This window comes from Lamprocystis purpurea DSM 4197, assembly GCF_000379525.1.
Taxonomy (GTDB): Bacteria; Pseudomonadota; Gammaproteobacteria; order Chromatiales; family Chromatiaceae; genus Thiodictyon; species Thiodictyon purpureum.
Genome location: NZ_KB902558.1, coordinates 1 through 22,503 on the forward strand (window position 1 = coordinate 1; position 22,503 = coordinate 22,503).

The 22,503-nt window shown below is 65.0% G+C and carries 21 protein-coding genes and 1 pseudogene; 14 read left to right on the forward strand and 8 right to left on the reverse strand.

The window, feature by feature from the left end:
* The first annotated feature begins 357 nt into the window (after positions 1–357).
* From A39O_RS43040 to A39O_RS43885, 4 genes are all read left to right on the forward strand, one after another.
* Complete coding sequence (locus A39O_RS43040; RefSeq protein WP_407635667.1) at positions 358–621, forward strand: ATP-binding domain-containing protein; 264 nt, start codon at positions 358–360, stop codon at positions 619–621.
* A 2-nt stretch (positions 622–623) separates the two neighbouring features.
* Positions 624–2,240: a hypothetical protein gene (locus A39O_RS0129370; RefSeq protein WP_157640517.1), complete on the forward strand. Its 1,617-nt coding sequence runs from the start codon at positions 624–626 to the stop codon at positions 2,238–2,240.
* Between the two features lie 9 nt (positions 2,241–2,249).
* Positions 2,250–3,836, forward strand: coding sequence for a nuclease-related domain-containing DEAD/DEAH box helicase (locus A39O_RS0129375; RefSeq protein WP_020508224.1), 1,587 nt, complete (start codon positions 2,250–2,252; stop codon positions 3,834–3,836).
* An 82-nt stretch (positions 3,837–3,918) separates the two neighbouring features.
* Positions 3,919–4,362 (forward strand): hypothetical protein, encoded by a 444-nt coding sequence (locus tag A39O_RS43885; protein ID WP_020508225.1) that lies wholly within the window; start codon positions 3,919–3,921, stop codon positions 4,360–4,362.
* Between the two features lie 81 nt (positions 4,363–4,443).
* Here A39O_RS43885 and A39O_RS39670 read toward each other — a convergent pair.
* The 4 genes and pseudogenes from A39O_RS39670 to speD all read right to left on the reverse strand — a co-directional run.
* A pseudogene (locus A39O_RS39670) lies at positions 4,444–4,722 on the reverse strand (PD-(D/E)XK nuclease family transposase); the annotation flags it as partial.
* A 22-nt stretch (positions 4,723–4,744) separates the two neighbouring features.
* Positions 4,745–5,026: a helix-turn-helix domain-containing protein gene (locus tag A39O_RS0129385; protein ID WP_020508226.1), complete on the reverse strand. Its 282-nt coding sequence runs from the start codon at positions 5,024–5,026 to the stop codon at positions 4,745–4,747.
* A gap of 15 nt (positions 5,027–5,041) precedes the next feature.
* On the reverse strand, positions 5,042–5,215 hold the full coding sequence (locus tag A39O_RS43330; RefSeq protein WP_083924974.1) for a type II toxin-antitoxin system RelE/ParE family toxin: 174 nt from the start codon (positions 5,213–5,215) through the stop codon (positions 5,042–5,044).
* A 189-nt stretch (positions 5,216–5,404) separates the two neighbouring features.
* On the reverse strand, positions 5,405–6,244 hold the full coding sequence (gene speD, locus A39O_RS0129395; protein ID WP_020508228.1) for an adenosylmethionine decarboxylase: 840 nt from the start codon (positions 6,242–6,244) through the stop codon (positions 5,405–5,407).
* Between the two features lie 420 nt (positions 6,245–6,664).
* On the opposite strand from speD, the gene A39O_RS37285 reads away from it, so the two are divergent.
* From A39O_RS37285 to A39O_RS42415, 3 genes are all read left to right on the forward strand, one after another.
* Positions 6,665–10,792 carry an EAL domain-containing protein gene (locus A39O_RS37285; RefSeq protein WP_020508229.1) on the forward strand — a complete coding sequence of 1,376 codons (4,128 nt, stop codon included), beginning with the start codon at positions 6,665–6,667 and terminating at the stop codon, positions 10,790–10,792.
* 164 nt (positions 10,793–10,956) lie between these two features.
* Positions 10,957–11,811 carry a transposase gene (locus A39O_RS0129405; RefSeq protein WP_020508230.1) on the forward strand — a complete coding sequence of 285 codons (855 nt, stop codon included), beginning with the start codon at positions 10,957–10,959 and terminating at the stop codon, positions 11,809–11,811.
* Between the two features lie 180 nt (positions 11,812–11,991).
* Positions 11,992–12,162, forward strand: coding sequence for a hypothetical protein (locus A39O_RS42415; protein WP_020508231.1), 171 nt, complete (start codon positions 11,992–11,994; stop codon positions 12,160–12,162).
* Here A39O_RS42415 and A39O_RS0129415 read toward each other — a convergent pair.
* The 4 genes from A39O_RS0129415 to A39O_RS0129430 form a co-directional block, all read right to left on the reverse strand.
* Positions 12,152–14,296, reverse strand: coding sequence for a RelA/SpoT family protein (locus tag A39O_RS0129415; RefSeq protein ID WP_020508232.1), 2,145 nt, complete (start codon positions 14,294–14,296; stop codon positions 12,152–12,154). The two genes, A39O_RS42415 and A39O_RS0129415, sit on opposite strands and share 11 nt — an antisense overlap.
* 38 nt (positions 14,297–14,334) lie before the next feature.
* The gene (rpoZ, locus tag A39O_RS0129420; protein ID WP_020508233.1) at positions 14,335–14,628 is read right to left on the reverse strand and encodes a DNA-directed RNA polymerase subunit omega; all 294 of its coding nucleotides are present in this window, start codon (positions 14,626–14,628) and stop codon (positions 14,335–14,337) included.
* A gap of 207 nt (positions 14,629–14,835) precedes the next feature.
* Positions 14,836–15,453 carry a guanylate kinase gene (gene gmk / locus A39O_RS0129425; protein WP_020508234.1) on the reverse strand — a complete coding sequence of 206 codons (618 nt, stop codon included), beginning with the start codon at positions 15,451–15,453 and terminating at the stop codon, positions 14,836–14,838.
* 115 nt (positions 15,454–15,568) lie between these two features.
* The gene (locus A39O_RS0129430) at positions 15,569–16,435 is read right to left on the reverse strand and encodes a YicC/YloC family endoribonuclease (protein ID WP_026199839.1); all 867 of its coding nucleotides are present in this window, start codon (positions 16,433–16,435) and stop codon (positions 15,569–15,571) included.
* Between the two features lie 198 nt (positions 16,436–16,633).
* Here A39O_RS0129430 and A39O_RS35760 point away from each other — a divergent pair, with 198 nt between their 5' ends.
* The 7 genes from A39O_RS35760 to A39O_RS37290 all read left to right on the forward strand — a co-directional run bounded on the left by A39O_RS35760 (position 16,634) and on the right by A39O_RS37290 (position 21,776).
* Positions 16,634–17,593 (forward strand): serine/threonine protein kinase, encoded by a 960-nt coding sequence (locus A39O_RS35760; protein ID WP_020508236.1) that lies wholly within the window; start codon positions 16,634–16,636, stop codon positions 17,591–17,593.
* A 28-nt stretch (positions 17,594–17,621) separates the two neighbouring features.
* Positions 17,622–18,338, forward strand: a complete 717-nt coding sequence (gene rph, locus A39O_RS0129440; protein WP_026199840.1) for a ribonuclease PH — start codon at positions 17,622–17,624, stop codon at positions 18,336–18,338.
* Position 18,339: 1 nt separating this feature from the next.
* Complete coding sequence (gene rdgB / locus A39O_RS0129445) at positions 18,340–18,975, forward strand: RdgB/HAM1 family non-canonical purine NTP pyrophosphatase (RefSeq protein ID WP_040529109.1); 636 nt, start codon at positions 18,340–18,342, stop codon at positions 18,973–18,975.
* 13 nt (positions 18,976–18,988) lie between these two features.
* Positions 18,989–19,696 (forward strand): YggS family pyridoxal phosphate-dependent enzyme, encoded by a 708-nt coding sequence (locus tag A39O_RS0129450; RefSeq protein WP_020508239.1) that lies wholly within the window; start codon positions 18,989–18,991, stop codon positions 19,694–19,696.
* Between the two features lie 93 nt (positions 19,697–19,789).
* Complete coding sequence (proC, locus tag A39O_RS0129455) at positions 19,790–20,626, forward strand: pyrroline-5-carboxylate reductase (RefSeq protein ID WP_020508240.1); 837 nt, start codon at positions 19,790–19,792, stop codon at positions 20,624–20,626.
* Positions 20,623–21,198, forward strand: coding sequence for a YggT family protein (locus tag A39O_RS0129460; protein WP_020508241.1), 576 nt, complete (start codon positions 20,623–20,625; stop codon positions 21,196–21,198). The genes proC and A39O_RS0129460 overlap by 4 nt, the downstream gene beginning before the upstream one ends.
* Before the next feature lie 254 nt (positions 21,199–21,452).
* On the forward strand, positions 21,453–21,776 hold the full coding sequence (locus A39O_RS37290) for a Slp family lipoprotein (RefSeq protein ID WP_020508242.1): 324 nt from the start codon (positions 21,453–21,455) through the stop codon (positions 21,774–21,776).
* Positions 21,777–22,503 lie beyond the last annotated feature (727 nt).

Below are 22,503 nucleotides of genomic sequence, written 5' to 3' on the forward strand. Positions count from 1 at the left end.
CCTTGCCCACACTCATTCACCCTTTGCCCACACTGCGCCGCACGGCCGCCGGAGCTGGCTGAGAACGCCTGCGGCGCAACAGCAACAGATCTTTTCTTAATCGCTGCGCGGATGCCGTCTTAACGACCGCTCCGCGGTGGCTGGGGCAGCGCCAAACCGCTGCGATGAACGTCGGCACGACAACTTAAATTCGGGGGAAAACTGTCCTGGACATGGGGTCCACTATAGTTCGGCATTATCACGCCGGATAACGACACGCGCGTCCGCTGGCTCAATCAACTGCGCAGCAGTCCTCTCGTACTGGACCATGGCCATCCCCGTATTGTCACCTACGCCTCGGGCGAGGCGCAGGGCGACCTGCGCTTCTCGGCAGGCGGTGTCTTCGTCATCAATGCCCAATCCGCAAAGGGCCTGGAGTTCGATGTTGTGATGCTCGCCGACATTCACTGCTACCGCTGCCGACCAGAGGACCAAAACCAGTTGGATGACATGAAACGTCGTTTCTATGTCATGGTCTCGCGCGCCCGAGAGCAGGTGGTACTGCTGCGTCAGGCCGACCGACCTTGTCCGGTTGAGGTCATTCTGCCGACGGACCAGGCCATTCTGCGACGCTGGAGATGATCATGAGCGACATTGAAGATGACCTGTTCAACCTGTCCCCGCTGCTGACAACAGGGGCCGCATTGGCTGGTCGGCGCCTGCTTTGGCACCTGCCGACGAATCAGCTCAACCTCATGTACATGCTGGCCGCCGGCCTGGTAACGGGTCCCCAGGGGTTCGGCCGAAAATACTACCTGGATGCCCTATCCACCTACCCGGGGTGGATTCCGTTGTTTGCCGACGTAATTCCTCGCCCGGCACTGGACTTGGCGGTGAGTGAAGCCGATCATCTCCGGCGGGTCGTGGCGGCGCTCGACCTCAGTCAGCTCACGGGTCCCGTCCGAATCCTGGGTCCAGACGGCAACATCCACCCACTCCTGTTTCCGGATGGACTCAGCGGACGAGAACAAGTTCTCTTCGTGCCCGCGCCGCTCCCGGCCACTTGGATTCAGGCCATCCTGTTTGCGTCGAAGGACGATCGTGTCGCGACCGAGGACGAGGCTGCGGACTATGCGAACGTACCGCTGACTGCGCACAAGCGCCAGGTAAAGCCCAGGCTGTTTTCCGGCGGGGCGCCCGGTTTATGGCCGCCAGCGCCTGAGTTGCTGCCGCAGCAGGACGCGCCGACCCATGACATTGCTGCCGTCGGTGCCGCCATCGGACTGCTGTTCGCCTTGGGCAATCGCGGCGATAACCTGGTCGATGCCGCGCGTCTCCTGGCCGACCCATCACCCGCCGAACCAGTCGGCAGCGTCGATCCTGCCCAAGACCCGCTGCTCGGTGCGCTGCACCGCTGGGCCTCCCCGGCAGGGCCGGAACCGGCGCAAGATATTCAGGGCAGGCTGCTCCGGGAGATACTGCAAGGGATCGTGCAAACCAAAGAACGGTCAGACGCCGATCCCGCCTCTGGGAACTTGACCCTGGACCCACACCAGGCCGTTTTGGACATCCTGGCAGCGACAGGAAAGAACCTCGCTGAGGACAAGTGGCAGGCGGCGCTGGAGCGGCTAGCCGGCGACCTGCGTGGCATTATTGGCCTCGGCAGCGACACGGTTTCGGATCTGCTGAACCGACATACCAAACCCTTTTCGCGCGGGCTCGTTTTGTTTTTCCTGCGTGAGGATTGCCAGGAACTAGTCGACTTTTCTCAGGCACTGCTGACCGACATGGACTTCGTGGTCGCCGCAGTCTTGTTCGGCGCCCGCTCCGGCTGGATGGGCCTGCCCGCGAAGGTGCGGGCTCATCCGGGGCTGCGCGAGGCCGCCTCCCACCGCATGGCGGCCTTGGCACAGCTTAACCGGCAGACCGAACTGGATCTCGGACCGGCGCCCGCCCGTATCCAGCCACTGCGGGAACTGCTTGGACCCGCTGAGCGCGCCTGGACTCCGCCCCAACAAGCGGCCGCCACCACGCTCGCCCGACATATGGGCTGGGGAGATGTCATGCACACGCGCATCAGCCTCGGCAAAGGCGACTACCGACTCCAGATCGACGGCCGCGGCGCGCATCTCCTGCTCGATGGCGAGGTCAAGGCCGTGACAACCGAGATCGACCAGGAAAGACTCTTCATACGGCTAACCGCGGCGGCGATACCGGTGAAGCTGGATGCTCAAGTCCGTGCAGCGCTCGGGCGGCATTAGGTCCTTGCGATGCAGATGATTCCGCCGACGCCCCACCGGACCCATAGCAGCGCCGAACTGCGTGTATTCGATCGACTCAAGGCCGCCTACCGCCAAGACGACAAACTCCAACTGATGGCCTTCCATTCGCTCAACCTGACGCACCATGCCTACAAGCGTTTCGGGGAGATCGACTTCCTGATCGTCGGTCGACCCGGGATCTTCGTCCTGGAGGTCAAGGGCGGCGGCGTCGCCTGCCACAATGGCTTCTGGGAATACACAGATCGCGCAGGGCAGGGACATACATCGCCGGAAGGCCCCTTCAGACAGGCCCAGTCCGCCCTGCACGGGCTGATGAGCAAACTCCAGAACAGATTCCCGGAGTCGATCTGGTCACAGTTCACCATTGGTTACGCAGTTGTTTTTCCAGACTGCGACTGGATGATCGCTGGGACGGAGTGGGATCCCGAGATGTTGGCGGATATGCGGACCTCCCGCAACCTCGAGCGCTGGTTGAGCGGACTCTTCGCGTATTGGCGGCGCAAGGACCCGCGGCAACGCCGGGAGCCAGACGACGACGCACTTGCTGCGGTGAAGCGCTTTCTGCGTCCGGAGTTCGATGTCGCAGTTCCGTTACATGTGCACGTGGAAGAGGTCGAGCGCCAGGTCGTGTCCCTCACCGAAGACCAGATGTGGATGGTCGATGTCGCCGAGGCCAATCCGCGGCTCCTCTGCTCCGGAGGCGCGGGGACTGGCAAGACCTTCCTGGCACTTGAGCTTGCCCGACGTTGGGCGGCAATGGGACTCAAGGTTCTGCTGACATGCCGCTCTGCGTGGCTCCGGCACTGGCTAGCTACACGTTTTGCGATCCCCGGAATTGCGGTCTCCATTGCTGATGCGGCGCCGCTGGCAGCCCGCCGGTTGGCGATCGACCGCTTCGACGCATTAATCGTCGATGAGGGCCAGGACCTCCTGAATTTGGTGACCCTGGATCGACTCGACGGCATTCTCGTCGGCGGCTTGGAGCGGGGCCGCTGGTGCTTTTTTCACGACATCAACAACCAGGCAGGGTACGTCGACTCGCCGCACCCGGACGCCCTTGACCGCCTGACAAGCTATGGCCCAGTCCTGGTGCCGTTGAAGACCAACTGCCGAAACACGCGGCAGATTCTGGAACTGGTCCAGGCATCGCTAGGGGCGGACATGGGTGTGCGCGGCACGGGGAATGGACCGCAAGTCCGACTCTGTCGCGTCAAATCTAAACCGGAGGCCGCCCGGATTCTTCAAGTAGAGCTTGAGCGCCTTATCAATCACGGCGGCTTGCAGCCGGACGCAATCAGCATCCTGTCGCCGCGGCCGTTTCCCGATTCAGCAGCCGCCTTGTTACCGGCGGGGCCGAATTCACCAATTCTGGTGCTCGATGAATATTCGATGCGCCATTTTCCTCCACCAGGCATCAGCTTTGCCGAGATCGCTCACTTTAAGGGACTCGAAAACGAGGCGGTAGTCGTCATCGACCTGGCCGATCCGCTGACTGATCCAAGCCCAGGCACGGAACACTATGTTGGAATGAGTCGGGCGCGGACGCTGCTGTCGTTAATTTACTCGGAACCTTGAGCAGCGCCGATGGACCCGGCGGCGGCGCCGGCCGCGAAGATCCGGAAGAGCGTTCGAGGGCGACTGGCTGCTGCGGTCGCCGGTGGACATCACCGCTCCGGCCGCCGCGCTGATCCAGCGCCGCTACACACTGCTCAGCCCCGCCGACATCGACTTGGGCTATGCCGGCCGCCAGCCGGCCGCCGACCCCCTCCACACCCGGCTCGCCGCGCTGACGACCGGGGATGTCTTATCTCTGCGTCAGGACGGTGACAGAATCTTACTCTGCGACCGCCAGGACGCCCCGGTCGGACGCCTCTCCCGGCGCGCCGCGGCCCTGTGGCTACCGCGGCTGCCGGCAGTCGAAGCCGCGCGGATCATCGCCCTGATGCGCCGCCGCCGCGACGACGGCGAAGGCGCGTATCGCGACACCTGCAGGGTGGAGACCTGGGAATATCCGCTGGTGGAGTTGATCTGGCGGATGGGCGACGACGACAGAAATCTTGTGGCACCGTCGGGAAACCAGGCGGCAAACCAAGCATCCTGACCCAGGAATACCGACCGGGTTTTCTGCGGAACCAGGAATTGACGATGGGCCAAGATCACTATCGCGTCTTGCCTGCCGCGCCTGGTAGGCATGGTAGGCATGGTAGGCGTGTTCTTTCTCGGAGAAGGCCTTCAGGGTGTTCATGGCGCGCCTCATCTCTTGGGTCTGCATCCAGGCGGGCAGTGCGTTCTCATCCAGACACTCCGCCTCTTTAAAGAACTTCAGCCACCGCTGCTGCTCGGTTTCGACCGCGTCGGCGGCGAATTTGCTCAGTTCCAGCAGCCAGATGCCACCATGGTCCAGAAAGACGTGTCCATGCGGGTCGCGCATCCGGAATACGTGGGCATAGTCCGGGTCATCCACGAACTCTGCGAAGACCCCTTCAGGCCGCCAGTTCGATGCGAATATGCCGCCCCAATGCCTTGGCGACCTTCTCCAGCGTCAGCAGGGTCACGGAGGTATTGTCCGGGTCCAATAACCGATCGAGGGCACTGCGGCTGGTGCCCATGCGCCGCGCCAAATCGGCCTTCGTCAACTGCTGTTGCGCCATTTCCTGCTCCACCCGAAAGGCGATGACGCGCTTGATGGCGATGGCCTCGGATTGCGCAAGCAGTTGTTCCTCTAAAAGAAAGGAATCGAGGCTGCTACCCATGTGCTCGTTCATTGATGCACCGCTTGTTCAGGGACCAAGCTCCGCTCTGCGGCGCTTGGCCAGGTCGAGGTCACTGGCCGGGGTCTTCTGGGATTTCTTGATGAATCCGTGCAGCAGAACCATGCGCCGGTCCGACACGGCAAAAATGATACGCGCGATTCGCTTGCTCCGGTCAGTCGTTCGTCCGATAGGATCTCGGATCCAGGACCAGGGAGGACGAGGGTCCCACTCGGGGTGATTGCCGCTTGCGGGTTACCGTCCTTGGCACTGGGTCCCGGCATCCTGCCGGGACGACGGGATCCGGGGTACCGCTTCGGCCGCCGTTCCGCCCGCGCGCCAAGTGCCGACCTTGAGGTGCCGAACGACATTCAGACCTTTGCGGCCTACCCATCAACCGCCAAACTCCAGATCGCGCCCCAGATTGCAGCCATAGAAGATCTCGGAGAGTTCGCGCCGCAGCAACCGCTCGATGTGCAGCTTGTCCGGTTCGTGCAGGTCTTTCTCCTCGATGCAAAAAAGGTAGTCGTCCATCTGGAAATGCTTGAGCACCATCTTGGTGTGGAAGAGGTTTTCCTGGTAGACGTTGACGTCGACCATCTGGTAGCGGTCCTGGGTGTCCTGCGACAGGTAGTTCTGGATCGAGGCGATATTGTGGTCGATGAAATGCTTGCGGCCCTTCACATCGCGCGTGAAGCCGCGCACCCGATAGTCCATGATCACGACATCCGACTCGAAGGAGTGGATCAGATAGTTCAACGCACGCAACGGCGAGATGCGCCCACAGGTGGACACGTCGATATCCGCACGGAAGGTGCTGATGCCGGTGGCGGGGTTGGTCTCGGGGTAGGTGTGGACCGTGATGTGGCTCTTGTCCAGGTGGGCAACCACGGCGTTCGGGACCAGGACTGGCTTGGCCAGGGGGCCGGGCTTGGCGTAGTTGGTGAGCTGCTCGGCCGCCACGGGCTCCTCGGAGATCAGCATGGTGACCGAGGCGCCCTGAGGTTCATAGTCCTGGCGGGCGACATTGAGGATGTTGGCGCCGATGATCTCGGTCACATCGGTCAGGATAGCGGTCAGGCGGGCCGCGTTGTAGGCATCGTCGATGTACGCGATGTAGGCGTCACGCTGGGCTTCAGACTCCGCGTAGCAGACGTCGTAGATGTTGAAGCTCAGGGTCTTGGTCAGATTGTTGAAGCCGTGCAGACGCAGCTTCTTGAGGGGGGTCGGCATATGGGGAAACCTCCGGGATGCGCAGGTGCGCATCCTAGCAGGATGTAGGGAAAGTCTAAGTCCCTTGACGGGTCGCGGGATTATTCATCGGATCGCTGGTCTGCCGCCACCGCACGAACCACCCTGATCGCACCCCTGGTGCCCAGGTCGGGCGGGGGCAACGCGGCCTCGATCAAGATTCCGGCCGCTTGGGTTCGCCGGTGCGTAGTCAGGCCATCCTGGCCTGACACCGTCAGGGCTGGAAGCCCTGACTACGCATGCCGTTGGCCAGGATTACGATCAAGGCCGTAGCGCGGCGGGCGCGCATGACCGCAACCGACCGCCGGACACCGACGACGCAACGCGCGTGCTCGCTTCAAAGATTGGAGCGTGTAGGATAGGGCTGGACGCACCGCCAGCCGCGAAAAAACCAGAATCAAGATGATCGAGAACCTGACCCTGGCCGATTTGTGCCAATCCACGGCACCTGTCACCCTGTCGCCGGACGACCCGCTTTACCTGGCCATCGCCACGATGACCGAGCGCCATCTGAGCTCCGTGGTGCTGGTACGCGCGGGTCGACCGGTCGGCATCTTCACCGAGCGCGATGCGTTGACGCTGGTCGCCGGCGGCGATTACGACCTGGACACCCCGCTGGAGACCTTCCGGTCTCCCGATCTCCTCACCGCCTCGGCCCGGTTGTCCTTCGTGGACGGCTATGTGCTCATGTCCCAGCGCGGTTATCGGCATCTGGTGCTGGTGGATGCGCAAGGCGCGCTGTGCGGCGTCGTCACCGAAACCGATTTCAGCCGCGCCTTAGGGGTCGACGAGTTCCTGGAGCCACGCACCGTCGCGGACCTGATGACCCGCAATCCCTTGGCCCTGCCGCCGGACATGCATGTTGCGCAGGCGCTCGCGTGCATGGCCGAACGGAGCATCAGTTCCATCATCGTCGCCGACCAGGAGCGGGCGGTCGGCATCCTGACCGAGCGCGACGCCATCGGCCTCATCGGCTCGGGTCGGGACTTGGCAGCGATCCCGCTCGCCGCGGCGATGTCGCGGCCGCTGCACCGCGTACGACCGGATCAAGCGGCCCATGCGGCCAGTCTTCAGATGCAGGCGCTGGGGGTGCGGCGTCTCGTGGTCGAAGATGCGTGCGGACGCCTGGTCGGTATCCTCACCCGCCATGACCTGGTCAAGGATATCCAGGGCGTTTATCAGCGACTACTACAGCGATTGCTCGCCCATCAGGGCAAGGACATCAGCGACTTGCGCCGCGCTCAGGAGGGACTGCTGGAAGCCCAGGCACTGACCCATCTGGGGAGTTGGGAGCTCGATCTGGTGCACGACCGGCTCACCTGGTCAACCGAAGCCTACCATATCTTCGGGCTGCCGCCCGCCACCCCGCTAACCCTCGATGACTTTCTTGCTCTGGTCCATCCGAACGACCGGGAGCGGGTGGTAGGGGCCTATCGGCACTCTGTGGAGCGTCTGGAGCCGTACGACATCGAGCACCGCGTGTGCCGACCCGACGGCGGCGAACGCTGGGTACGCGAGCGCGGCGTCCACCGCGCCGATGAAGCCGGGCGCGCCATCCGCACCCTGGGCACCGTCCATGACATGACCGATGACCGCGCGGCACGCGCGATCATCGAAGAACGCACCTACCAACTCGGCCAGCGCGTCAAGGAGCTCAAGGCGCTTTACGGCATCATGCGCACCCTGGCCGCATCGGATCTCAACCTGCCGCCGGCACTGACCGCGGTGACTGAACTGCTGCCGCCCGCCTGGCAACATCCAACGCTGGCACGGGTGCGGATCGAGGTCGATGACTGCCTGATCGAGACGCCGGGCTTCCGCGTGACTCCCTGGATGCAGCACGCCGCGATTCGGGTCGGCGCCGCGCAGCGCGGGGCACTGCGCCTGGCCTACCTGACGGCTCCGCCGCAACAGGGAACCACGGGTCCGGATCGCCCGTTCGCGGCTGAAGAGGATCGATTGCTGGAGGCCGTCGCCATCGAACTCGGCCGGTTCCTGCGGCGGACCGACGCGGAGCGCGCACTGCGCGAGAGCGAGGAGAAATATCGCTGGATCTTCGAATCCAGCCGCGACGGCATCTGGCTGATCGATCTCGAGACCGGCAAGGCCCTGGCCAATCAGGCGGCCGCGCGGATGTTGGGCCTGACCGACCCGGCCGCCCTGCGCCACCGCCACCCCGCGGAGTTCTCCCCCGCCGTGCAGCCCGACGGCGTACCCACCACGCAGCGCCGGCAGGACATCATGGCGGCGCTGGAGGCGCACGGCAGTTTCCGCGGCCCCTGGGAGCACCAGCGGGCGGATGGGTCTTGCTTCCCGACCGAGGTCACCATCACCCGCGTCCCCTACCGCGGTCGCCAGGCACTGATCTCCTTCACCCGCGACCTCACCGAGGAACGGGCCGCGCAACAGCAGCAACGCCTCATCAACACGCTGTTTGACAGCACCAGTGAAGGGATATTGATTACCGATGCGGACAATCGCATCGTCGCCGTCAACCCCGCCTTCACCGTCATCACCGGCTTCAGCCCGCGGGAGGCCATCGGCCAGGATCCGCGCCTATTGGGCTCCGGGCGTCATGATGCCGCCTTCTTCCATGCCCTGTGGGATCAACTGTCACTGACTGAGGCTTGGAGCGGCGAGATCTGGAATCGGCGCAAGAACGGCGAGATCTACCCGGGGTGGCTCAATATCAATCAGGTGCGCGGCGCGGACGGCCGCGTGCTGCAACACATGGCGCTCCTCAGCGACCAGAGTGTCGCGCGCCGTTCCGCCGCGGAGATCGAATTCCTAAGCCATCATGACCCGCTCACCGGGCTGGCCAACCTCACCCTGCTGCGCATCCAGCTCACCGATGCCCTGGAACTGGCGCGCGCCGAACAACGGCGGCTGGCCTTGCTGGTCATGGACCTGGACCGCTTCGCGGACGTGGTGGCCAGCCATGGGCACTTGGCCGGGGACGCGGTCTTGCGCGCTATCGGCCTGCGGCTCACGGCCGAGGCGCAGCCCGCAGACATCGTCGCCCGCCTGGCCGGCGATACGTTCGTGATCGCCCGCCCGATCGACGCCGGCCTGGACGCGGCCGCCCTCGCCGCCCGCGCGACCCAGACCCTGTTCAGCCGGCCGCTGGACCTGAGCGGTTTACCGGGCCTGGCGATTACCGCCAGCCTCGGGGTGGCGGTGTTCCCTGGCGACGGCAACAGTGTCACCAGCTTGCTGCGCAACGCCGAGTCCGCCCTGCACGGTGCCAAGACGGCCGGGCGCAACGGCATCGCCTTTTATCGCCCAGAGATGACCCAGGCCGCACGGCGGCGCGTCGAGGTCGAGTGGGCCTTACGCCGCGCGCTGGCCGCCGGCGAGTTCCGCCTGCACTACCAACCGATCGTCGCCATCAAGACCGGAGCCATCACCGCCGTGGAGGCCCTGATCCGCTGGCAGCACCCGCGCGACGGACTGCTGCTGCCCGGCGCCTTCATCGAGGCGATCGAGCACAGCGATCTGGTCCATCCGGTCGGACGCTGGGTCCTGGAGCAAGCGGTCACGCAGGCGCGGGAGTGGCTGCGGCTGCGCCGGGTCCGTATCTCGGTGAACATCTCCGGTCCACAGATCGCCGCCGGCACCCTGGCACGTGATCTCAAGGTGGTCCTCGATGCGGGCGGGCTGGACCCGGAACTGCTGGAGATCGAAGTGCTGGAGCGTATCCTGCTGCGCGATCCGGATCAGGCATTGGAGGAACTCAACCGCGTGCGCGATCTGGGTGTCGCCATCGCGCTGGACGACTTCGGCACCGGCTACTCCAGTTTGAGCTATCTGAAGCGTCTGCCGGTCGACTACCTCAAGATCGACCAGACCTTCATTCAGCACCTGGTGAGCGAACCGGGGGACGCGGCCATTGTCCGCGCGACCATCGCCATGGCCCATAACCTCGGAATCCAGGTCATCGCCGAGGGGGTGGAAACCGAGGGCCAACTGAACTTCCTGGCCGGCATCGGGTGCGACTTCGCCCAAGGCTTCCTGCTGTGCTGCCCGGCCGCCCCGGACGTCATCGCCGCGCACCTGACCGATGGATTTCCGCTGGCACTGCCGACGCGCGTGCGCGATGCCCGCACCTGCAAGGTGCTGATCGTCGAAACGGATGAAAGCCTGCGCCATTGGCTGCGGCAGGAACTTGCCACCCAGGGTTGCCGCCCACATACGGTCGGCGACCTGGATGCCGCCTGGGAGTATCTGGCGCGGGAAGACGCCCATGTACTCCTGATCGATCACCGTCCGCCGCTCATCACCGCCGTCCCGTTTCTGGAACGGGCGCGGCGACTCTATCCCAAGGTCGTCCGCATCCTGATCGCCGATTGCCCGAACGCGGCCCTGCTGCTGGCGGCCGTCAACCAGGGTGGGGCCTTCAAAGTGCTGGACCGGCCGCTGAGCGCCCGTCAGGTCCGTGAGGCGGTCAGCGAGGCCCACGCGCGTGCCCGCGCGCTGCGGCGCGGCGATGCGGCGGGGAGCGGTGTCGAACGCGATAACGGACACCGATGACTGCATCGATGAATGCCGGCCCCTTGGCGGTCCCACCGCACGCACTGGAAGATCTACGCGGCCGGGTGACTTCTGCCGGCAAAGCGCCGCGGCCGTCGCTCAGGCGTTGCGGGCGCAATACCCGAACAAGGTCGACGACATCAGGATCGCCGAGATGCTCGCCATTGCCCGCCGCGCCTTGGAGCGGGGGCGTCCCCGCCCCCGACTCCTCCGGGGCGGGACGCCCCGGCTCCTTTCTCCCCTGCACTGTCATCGTTCTGGACGAGATCCAGCAATACATCAACGAGCCGGGGCATCCCGCCCCGGATTACGCGGAAGCTGAACGCCCTTACCCCTTTGAAGCGGGGCGGGACGCCCCGCCTCCCTTCGTAAACCCCTACGCAGACATCCAAGTCACCAGCAACTCACTCCCCCATTGGCAACAAGGCGAAACCTGGATCTTCGTCACCTGGCGCCTCGCCGACTCACTACCCGCCGACAAGCTCCGCGCCTGGCAAGAGGAAAAGCAAGCCTGGCTCGCCCATCACCCGGAACCCTGGAACCCGGCCACGACCGGCGAATACCACGAGCGCTTCACCAGACGCATTGAGGACTGGCTCGATGCCGGTCACGGCGCCTGTATCCTGCGTGAGCCGGCAGTACGACGCAACGTCACGGATGCCTTGGCCTTTTTCGATAGTCAGCGCTACGAGTTGGGCGACTGGGTCGTCATGCCCAACCATGTCCATGTGCTGTTCCGTCCTTTGGGCGAGCATCGGCTACCCGATATCCTGCAATCCTGGAAGAGCTTCACTGCCAAGGCGATCAACAAGGCCCTGGGGCGTACCGGTTCAGTCTGGCAGGAAGACTACTGGGACCGGCTGATACGCAACGAGCGTCACCTCAATGCGGTGCAACGCTATATCGCTGGGAATCCGGCGAAGGCGGGTTTGCGTGAGCGTGAGTGGAGCGGACGTTTCTTGCAAAGGAGTGGGGGCGTCCCGCCCCCCAAAAGAGACGGGGCGTCCCGGAGGACTTGAGCGCCACCGAGGCCGTCGCCGCCGTACTGCGGGCCAACCTGCATGGGTTAGACCGAAGTTCCCCTCTGGAAAGCACGATAGTCACCTGTCGTCTGCCTGACTGCCAGGCGTGCGCTGCTCGCTGCTGCTTGGAGCGGGGGCGTCCCGCCCCCGACGCCGGGGCAGGATGCCCCGGCTCCTTTGAACGAACTCGCGCTACTGGCTGCGACGAGGGCAGAATCGAAGACCATTGAGGACTGGCTACGCGACGAATTCTTTGAGCAGCACTGCGAGAGCTTCCACCGCCGCCCCTTCGTCTGGCACCTCTGGGACGGTCGCAAGGATGTCGTCAACGCCGAACTCAGCGGCTGACGCGGACGATCCGGATCACCAGCGGGATCTGCCGCAGCCGCCGCATGATGCGCGCCAGATGGCGGCGACTGCGCACGCCGACCAGGAACTCCAGGGCGGTGGTCATGCCGTCCCGATCCTTCGACTGGACATTCTCGATGTTCGAGCCCTGTTCGGCGATGGCGGCGGCGACCATCGCCAGGGCGCCGCGGCGATTGTTGATCTCGACCCGGATCTCGACCGGAAAGTCGCCGTCCGGCTCCGGCGCCCACTCGACCTGCAGCCGTTTGTCCCGCTTGGTCTCCAGACTGCCGAGGTTGCGGCACTCCTGACGGTGGACCACGATGCCGCGCCCCGGGCTGAACAGAGCGGCGATGGGGTCGCCTGGGATCGGGCGGCAACAGCGCGCGAAGGTGACCACCATGCCCTCGGTGCCGCGGATCGCGAGCCGATGGGGGTGGAGATCGGCTCCGGGGGCGTGCTCGGGCGCGGGCAACTCCCCGTCACCGCCGGCCAGCCGACGCGCGACCAACAGCGGCGAGCGATTGCCCAGTCCGATCTCCGCGAGCAGGGCCGCGATCTCCGGGAGGCCGGCTTCCTCCAGGTAGACACTCAGGCGGACCGGATCGACCCGGTCGACCTCGGTTCCCAGACCGGCCAGCTCCGCGTTCAGCAGGCGCCGCCCCAGGGCCTCGGCCTCGAGTTGCTTGAGGTTCTTGAGGAAGCCGCGAATGCTCGCCCGCGCCTTCCCGGAGACGACGAAGTTGAGCCAGGACGGGTTGGGTTTGGCCCCCGGCGCGGTAATGATCTCCACGGTCTGGCCGCTGCGCAGGGGGGTGTTGAGCGCCGCCATCCGCCGATCGATGCGCGCCGCCACGCAGGTGTTGCCGATATCCGAGTGGATGGCATACGCGAAATCCACGACCGTGGCCCCGCGCTTGAGCGTGAGGATACGGCCCTTGGGCGTGAAAACGTAGACCTCGTCCGGGAACAGGTCGACCTTGACGTGCTCCAGGAACTCGACCGAGTTGCCGGCACTGCGCTGCATGTCCAGCAGGTTCTGGAGCCACTCGTTGGCCAACGCCAGGGCCGGCGCTGAACTCTGACTTCCGCTCTTGTACATCCAGTGCGCCGCGATCCCCGATTCGGCGCTGCGCTGCATGGCCGCGGTGCGGATCTGAATCTCGATGGGAACGCCCTGAGGGCCAAACAGCACCGTGTGCAGCGATTGGTAACCGTTGGCCTTGGGGATCGCGATATAGTCCTTGAAGCGCCCGGGCACCGGCTTGTAGAGGTTGTGGACCTGACCCAGCACCCGGTAACAGGTATCGACCCGATCCACGGTCACCCGCAGCCCGAAGACGTCCACCAGGTCGGAGAAAGACCGCCGCTTATCGCGCATCTTGCGGTAGATGCTGTAAAGGTTCTTACAGCGCCCGGTCACCTCACCCGGGATTTCTTCCTGCGCAAGCCGCCGCTTGAGTGCCGTCTCGACCGTGGCCAGCAGTTCGGACCGCTCGCCGGCAGCCTTCTGCACCGCCCGTTCCAGCACCAGGTGACGCCACGGCCAATAGTGACTGAAGCCCAGTTCCTCCAACTCGACCCGGATGCTGTTGATGCCGAGGCGGTTGGCGATGGGGGCAAAAATCTCGAGCGTCTCACGGGAAATCCGCCGCCGCGCCTCGGACCGCATCACCCCCATGGTGCGCATATTGTGCAGGCGGTCGGCGAGCTTGATCAGAATCACCCGAATATCGCGGGTCATGGCCAGCAGCATCTTTTGCAGGCTGGCGGCCTGCGCCTCGGCACGGGACGCGAAATCGATCTGGGACAGCTTGCTGACCCCGTCGACCAGTTCCGCGATCTCGTCGTCGAAGCCCGCGGAAAGATCTTCCTTGGAGACCGGGGTATCCTCGATGACGTCGTGCAATAGGGCGGCGATCAGGCACTTGTAGTCCATGCGCATCTCGCCCAGGGTGCGCGCCACCGCCAGCGGGTGGTAGATGTAAGGCTCCCCTGATTTACGTTTTTGCCCCTCGTGGGCTTCGGCCCCAAACAGATACGCGCGGTAGACCTCGCTGACCTGCTCGGGCGGGAGATACGACTCCAGGTAAGCGCACAGGTCGCTGATCAGATAGCGCGGTGGACCACTCAAGTCGGACTCGCGGGCTTAGGCGATTGCCGGAAACCGCTTCAATCCTTATCGGTATCCAGTTCGCGCAGTTCGGCGGCGAGTTCCAACGCCAGGCGTTGCTCCAGGGCCGCCGCGCTCTCATCGATGTGCTTCTGCGCGGCCTGCACGAACTCGTTGGTGATATGGCCCTCGGCGATCTCGCGCAGTGCCATGACGGTCGGCTTGTCCTTCTGCCACGGCAGCGTGGGTTCGACCCCGTTGGCCAGCTGGCGCGCCCGTTTGGTGGCGAGCAGGACCAGGGAGAATCGGTTATCCACGTGTTTGAGGCAATCCTCAACGGTAATTCGGGCCATGTGTCTCTTACTCCAAGTAAGGTGTTCGGCATCAGGCAAACGTGGCCAGTAGCCGACTTTTTCGGTTAGCTTAACATAGACGGAACGGTCTTTAGTTTTCGGTTTTTCGTTTTTAGTTAACGCTTATCAAGCATCGACTGACGAAAAACGAGAAACGAAAAACCAACAACGACGGGGATCCGATCCCAGCCGGTTTCGGGCTCACGCTCAGACCGGCGGCAAGTCGGCAAACAGCTGCTCCACCTGCCCCCGCCGCCGCGCGGCCCGCAGCCGCTCGGCGGCAACGATGGCGGCCAGGTCGGCGAGCGCCGCGTTGAAGCGATCGTTGATGACCACGTAGTCATACTCGCGCCAATGGGCCATGTCGGCACGCGCCTCGGCCAGCCGACGGGCGATCACGGCCTCGCTGTCGGTGCCCCGGCCGCAGAGGCGGCGCTCAAGTTCGGCCCAGGATGGCGGGAGTATGAAGACGCTCACCGCCTGCGGAAAACGCGCTCTGACCTGGCGCGCGCCTTGCCAATCGATCTCCAGGATCAGACCGCGTCCGGGACGCAGCCCCAGGCGAACGTCCGCCTCACGGGTTCCGTACAGATTGCCGTAGACTTCCGCATACTCCAGGAAGGCCCCCGCGGCAATCTCGGCACGCAGTGTCGGCAGGTCGCGGAAGTGGTAATGCACCCCATCCCGCTCGCCGGAGCGCGGCGGCCGGGTCGTGGCCGAAACCGACAGGGCCAGGTGCGGATCACGCTCCAGTAGGGCCTTGACCAAGCTGGTCTTACCGGCACCGGACGGAGCCGAGACGATGAACAGGATACCTTCGTGCATCAGCGCGCCTCCGTCAACCGATCATCGTTCATCGCAGCAGTTCCAAATTTGGTTCGCCGCCGCCGACCGCGTGCCGACGGCGAGGCCGATGGTGGATGCGCTGCGCTTATCCACCCTACTCGAGGTTCTGGATCTGTTCGCGCAGTTGCTCGATCAGCACCTTCATCTCGACCGCCTCACGCGTCACTTCCACGTCGGCGGACTTGGAGCCGAGGGTGTTCGCCTCCCGATTCAATTCCTGCATGAGAAAATCCAGCCGCCGGCCGACCGGCTCATCACGGGTCAGGACGGCCCGGACCTCGGCGACATGGGCCTCCAGGCGGTCCAATTCTTCGTCGACATCCAGGCGCGCGGCGACAAGCGCCAGTTCCTGTTCGAGACGCCCCGCGTCCAGTTCAGCGCGCAACTCCACGAAGCGGTCGGCCAGCCGCTTGCGCACCCCGGCCATGACCTGGGGCAGCCGCGCGCGCACGCGCACCACGGACTCCTGCAGCCGCTCGCAGCGCTCGCGCAGGAGCGCGGCCAGGCGCTCACCCTCGCGGGCGCGGGTTTGCAGGAGCGTGGTGAGCGCCTGATCCAGCAACTGCAGGGCGGCATCCGTCACTTGGTCCAGATCCCGCTCCTGCTCCTGGATCACCCCAGGCCAGCGCAGCAGATCGAACGCCGAGGGTTCCGCGGAGCGGCCGATCAGCGACGAAATCTCATCCCCGGCCGCCAACAGTTGCTCCACGTAAGCGCGGTTGACGCGCAGGCTGCCGACCACCCCGATGGCGGGGTCGTAACGCAGGGTACAGTCCACCTTGCCGCGTTGCAGCCGCTTTGCCAGGCGGTCGCGCACCGCTGTTTCCAGGACGCGCAGTTCCTCGGGCAGGCGGATATGGGGTTCGAGGAACCGGTGGTTGACACTACGCAGTTCCCACGCCAGCTCGCCGAATGGCCCACCTTGGGTCTCCCGCGCGAAAGCGGTCATACTCTTGATCATCCCGGATGCCTCAGGTTGCGGGGGGAAGACGCCCGCGGCGACTCGACGCAACAGCGCAGATTGCGGACGCGGATAACGCTATCATACCCGTTCGTCCGACCCAGGTGAGCACACCCGTCAACGCACTCAAGTGAACGTCCGCAGCGTCAACACCCAGAGATCCCTCCCAGAGTATCGACAGGATCGGCATTCATCGTCATGACCGCCGCGCGCGAAAGCCTCCCACACGACACCCTGCTCGGCAGCTATCGTATCCTCGAGACGATCGGCAAGGGCGGGTTCAGCTTGATTTATCTGGCGCGGACCGAGGAGACCGGGGACGAAGTGGTCATCAAGGAGTTCATGCCAAAAAAGATCGCCACCCGGGATCAGCGCCGGCAAGTGGTGCCCATCGAGCCGCAGTACACCGAGAACCTGCAGCGCGGGCGCAAGCTCTTCTTCCAGGAAGTGAAGGCGCTGGCCTCGCTGCGTCACCCCAACATCGTGCGCGTCCTGGACTTCTTCCTGGCCAACCAAACCGGTTACCTGGTGATGCCGAACGAACGCGGACGCAACCTCGGAAGCTATATCCAGGAACGCCGGGGCGGCTTGAGCACCACGTTCCTGTTGGACGTGTTCATGCCGATCCTGGACGCCCTGGCCTTGCTGCACGCGCGCTCGATGCTGCACCTGGACGTGAAACCGGGGAATATTCACCTGCGCCATGGCAACCAACCCTTACTGCTCGACCTGGGTGCCGTGCACCCCCTCAGCCGCGGTCGCGCCGGCGGCGGCCAAGTGATCACCGCCGGGTATTCGCCGGTCGAGCAGTACTATCGCGGCGGTCGGGTCGGCCCCTGGACCGATGTCTACGCGGTTGGCGCCAGCATCCGCACCTGCATGGAAGGTCGTACGCCGCCCCCGGCCATCGACCGTCATCAGGAGGACAAGCTGATCCCCGCCACGGTGGAGCTCAAGAACCGCTATCCTGCTTTTTTGTTGGAGGCGGCCGATTGGTCGATGGCCATGGACCCGACCAAACGCCCGCAGGACGCGGCCGAGCTCCTGGCGTACCTGACGCGCCATGTCGGCAACCTGCCGCACTCCGAGTTCTCGCAACTGGATCAGAATAACCGGCTCAAGGACGCCGCCCAGGATGCGGCAGACCAGCCGCAATAACCGCCACCGCACAAGAGACTGCCGCCCCATGCGCCCATCAGCACGTCAACCGGACGCCTTGCGCCCGATCCGCTTCACCCGCGGCTACACCAGTCACGCCGAGGGCTCGGTGCTGGTGGAGTTCGGCGCCACCCGGGTGCTCTGCACCGCCAGCGTCGAGGACCGGGTACCGCCCTTTCTGAAGGGCCAGGGTAAGGGCTGGATCACCGCCGAATACGGCATGTTGCCGCGGGCGACGCACGAACGCAGCCCCCGCGAGGCGGCTCGCGGCAAGCAGGGCGGACGCACCCTCGAAATCCAGCGTCTGATCGGCCGCTCGCTACGCGCCGCGGTGGACCTGACGCAACTCGGTGAGCGTACTGTAACCCTGGACTGCGATGTGCTTCAGGCCGATGGCGGCACCCGCACCGCGGCCATCACCGGCGCCTGGGTGGCGCTCTACGATGCACTCGGCGGGCTGCGGGCGAACGGCGCGCTGTCCGTCGATCCGCTGCGCACCCAGGTGGCCGCGGTCTCAGTCGGTATCTACGCGGGGCAACCGGTGCTGGATCTGGACTACGCCGAGGATTCCAACGCCGATACCGACTTGAACCTGGTGATGGACGGCGACGGACGGTTCATCGAGGTGCAGGGGACCGCCGAGGCCGAGCCCTTCACCCGCGCGCAATTGGACGCCCTGCTCGAACTGGGGGCCGCGGGAATTCGCCGGCTTCATGCGCTGCAACGTGAAGCCCTGGGCCTCTGACATGACGCAATCCCACCGCGGCGAGTCCATCGTGCTGGCCAGCAACAACCCCGGTAAGGTGCGCGAGTTCGGCCAACTGCTGGCCGCCGCGCGCATCCACGTGATTCCCCAGGGTGAGCGGGGCGTGCCGGAGGTCGCGGAAACCGGCCTCACCTTCGTCGAAAACGCCATCCTCAAGGCGCGTAACGCCGCCCGCTTCAGCGGCCTGGCAGCGCTGGCCGACGACTCGGGGATCGAGGTCGACGCCCTGCACGGCGCGCCGGGGATCTACTCCGCCCGCTTCGCCGGACCAGGCGCCTCGGACACCGACAACCTGGCCAAGCTCCTGCTGGACCTGGAGCAAGTCCCGGATGCGCAGCGCACCGCACGCTATCACTGCGTCCTCGTCTACCTGCGCCATGCCGATGATCCCACACCCCTGATTTGCCAGGGCACCTGGGAGGGACTCATCGGGCGCGCGCCCCGCGGCGACGCGGGTTTCGGCTATGACCCGATCTTCATCGTCCCAAGCCACGGCTGCACCGCCGCCGAGTTGGCACCGGAGGTGAAGAACCGGCTCAGCCACCGCGGCCAGGCCTTGCGCCAGTTGCAGCACTTGCTGGACGGCACGGCGGCGGCCGCGGTGCCGGATCGATGAGCGCGACGCCAAGATGACCGCCGACACCATCGCCTCCCGGCTGGCGGCGGTTAAGGCCCGGATCCTGGCGGCGGCCCTGGCCGCCGACCGTGAGCCGGAGTCGGTGCGTCTGATCGCGGTGAGCAAACGGCAAGGCGCCGACGCCATCCGCGCGGCCTTTGTCCAGGGTCAGCACGCCTTCGGCGAAAGCTATCTCCAGGAGGCACTGGACAAGCAGGCACTGCTCACGGACCTGCCGATCGAATGGCACTTCATCGGTCGGGTCCAGGCCAACAAGACGCGCCAGCTCGCCGCCGGGTTCGACTGGGTGCACGGGCTGGCGGATCGCGGACATGCGCGACGCCTGAGTGAACACCGGCCCATCGACCGCGCACCGCTCAAGGTCTGCATCCAGGTGAACCTGAGCGGCGAAGCGAGCAAGGGCGGCGTGGCACCGGACGCCGCGTCCGATCTGCTCGCGGCCTGCGCCGGACTGCCGGGGCTGCGCGTGATGGGGCTCATGACGCTGCCGGCCCCCTGCGCCGACCCGCGCGAACAGCGCGAACCGCTGCGCGCGCTGCGGCTGCTGCGCGATCGGCTCGCCACGCCGGATCAGCCGCTGGCCTGCCTGTCGATGGGGATGTCCGACGATCTGGAGGCGGCGATCCTGGAAGGGGCCACCCTGGTGCGGATCGGCACGGCGGTATTCGGGGCGCGCCCCTATAATAGCAGCAACCCCTGAGGTCGCTGGACGGCCGTCGCGTCGGACATAACGCACCGCGCCGTGGACAGCCCTCGATCCTGAACTTGTCCCAAGTCGGTTTTTTATCCAGCTATGCCAACGAGCAAACCCAGCATCGCCTTCATCGGCGGCGGCAACATGGCGAGCAGCCTGATCGCGGGCCTGATCGCCGACGGCTATCCCCCCGCTGCCCTCTGCGTCGCCGAGCCGGACGCGACGCGACGCGAGGACCTGCGCGCGCGCTTTGGCGTGCGCACCGTCGCGGACAATCGCGAAGCCCTCGCCGGGGCCACCACCCTGGTTCTGTGCGTCAAGCCGCAACTGGCGCCGGCCGTGTGTCGGGAAATCGGCAATCTGGTGTGCCAGCTCGGACCCCTGGTGATTTCGATCATGGCCGGGGTGCCGGAAGCGGCGATCCAACGGTGGCTGGGCTCGCCGGTGCCGGTGGTCCGCTCGATGCCCAACACCCCGGCCATGGTTCAGACCGGGGCCATCGGGCTGCACGCCAGCCCCGAGGTCGGCGATGACGGACGCAATCGGGCCGAGACCATCCTGCGCGCGGCCGGACTTACCCGCTGGGTCGAGGATGAGGCCCAGATCGACGCGGTTACCGCCATCTCCGGCAGCGGCCCGGCCTATTTCTTCTTACTCATGGAGGCGCTGGAACAGGCCGGAATCGACCTCGGACTGGACGCCGAGACCGCCCGCCTGCTGACCATCCAGACCGCGCTGGGGGCCGCCCGCATGGCGGTGGAGAGTGACGCGCCGCCGGCCCAACTGCGCGCGCAGGTCACCTCCCCCGGCGGCACGACCGAACGCGCCCTGGCGGTATTCACCGAGGCGGGGCTGAGCGAACTGGTGGGCCGCGCCGCGCATGCCGCCCGTGAACGCGCGGTCGAGATCTCCAAGACGCTGATGGAGCAATCATGAGCGGTTCCTATCTGACCAACCCCCTGGTCTTTCTGATCCAGACCCTGTTCGGGCTCTACATCGCGATCGTCATGATCCGCTTCCTGTTGCAATGGGCACGGGCGGACTTCTACAACCCGCTCTCGCAGTTCATCGTCAAGGTCACCTCGCCGGTCTTGCGGCCACTGCGTCAGGTGATCCCGAGCCTCGCCGGGATGGATACCGCCTCCATCGTGCTCGCCTGGCTGCTCAAGACCGCGGAACTGGCCCTGCTGGCGGCACTGCTGGGCTTCAGCGCCTTCCCCATCGGGGCGCTGCTCTGGTCGGTGCCGGCGCTGGTCGAGTTGATTATCAACATCTTCCTGTTCGCGGTGTTCATCCGTGTCATTCTGAGTTGGGTGAACCCCGGCACCTACAATCCGGGCGTCGCACTCCTATCTCGGCTGACTGACCCCATCATGCGCCCGGCCCAACGCGCACTGCCGCCGATCAGCGGCATCGACCTCTCGCCCATGCTGGTCATGATCGGTCTGGTGCTCTTGCAAATGCTGCTGGTACCGCCGCTGAAATGGCTGACGGGGAGTCCGTTTTGAGGTGACACGCTCGCCTGAAAACCCTTGACTAAGGAACAGCCTTAGCGTCTGCGTCGTTGTCGTAATCGAGCGGATGACACCCGCGAGGATGCGCCCGCACCACGTCGTTTCGCGGTCCCGTGCAAGCGATCAAAGCCCTTCAAACGCTGAGCCGCCTGGTATGCCCAGGCGGCCTTGATCATCGTTCCAGCCGTAGGGTGGACAAGCGCTAGCGCAGTCGGACTGCGCTGCGCTTGTCCACCCTACGATGTCCCGTGGCCGGAACCGTGATCAAGGCCGCCCAGGCGACTGAGCGAATCGACACCCGATCGACGGTGGAACTGGCCCAAGTCCAGCACGACCCGGCGCGCTTCACCGGGCAACCGGTGCGCTGGGGCGGGACCATCATCGCCGTCCACAATCACCCAGACAATACCGAGATCAAGGTACTGGCCCGGCCTTTGGATCCCGCCGGAGCACCGCGCGCCGGGAGCGAAGGCCAGGGCCGATTCATCGCCCGCGTCGGGAGTTTTATCGAGCCGGCGGAGGTTGATGTGGCGCGACATCCGCGCCCTGGAACAGTAGCGGGCGGCCGATAATCCCATACGAACACAATTGATAACACACCCTAGAATGACCTTGACACCCTGGCGAGACGGGCTAGTATTTTAGCCGATGTGATTGGGTTTCGTAGTCTTCAAATGTTGTCGCCAAATCATGGACAACCAGGCCGCGATCTCTATTGCTATGCGCCGGATGGTGGAAACCTCTCGCACCGATGGGTTTCGGCCCGCGACAGGCGCCACTTTGCGCTAACTCAATCCCGAGATAATAGGCAAAGCACGGCCCCGACGACAGCGATTCTGCATTAAGAACCGTGAATTGGAATCAACCCAGTTCACCGAGCTTGCGTGATTGATTGCTCCACCAACCACCTCTGGAGGTCGTCATGTCCCTCTCCGTTAAGATTTCCGACTCAAAGTTCGTCTATTCCGGCAAGAGCTACTTTCGAGGCGGTTGCGAAGACGTCAATCTTGTCTCCTTTGGAGACATTTGCGCTGCGGCGTTTTTCGCGGACGCGCCGGAACCCGGGGTCGGCGCCAGGTGGGCTGACGCACAGGCATTTCCTGGCGAGCATCGGCGAAATCGGGTCGCCGGGGCGCCCATTTGAGAATTATTCTCAACAACCCTGTCCCGCGGACAGCCGCGCCCGCAGGCGACGCGCGAGCGGCCTGGCCGGACGTGGCAGTCGGTGAGGGGCTATCCGGTCGCGGGGATGGGCTGAACCAGCGAACGCATTTGTTCGAGGCGACCGGCTTTGACGTG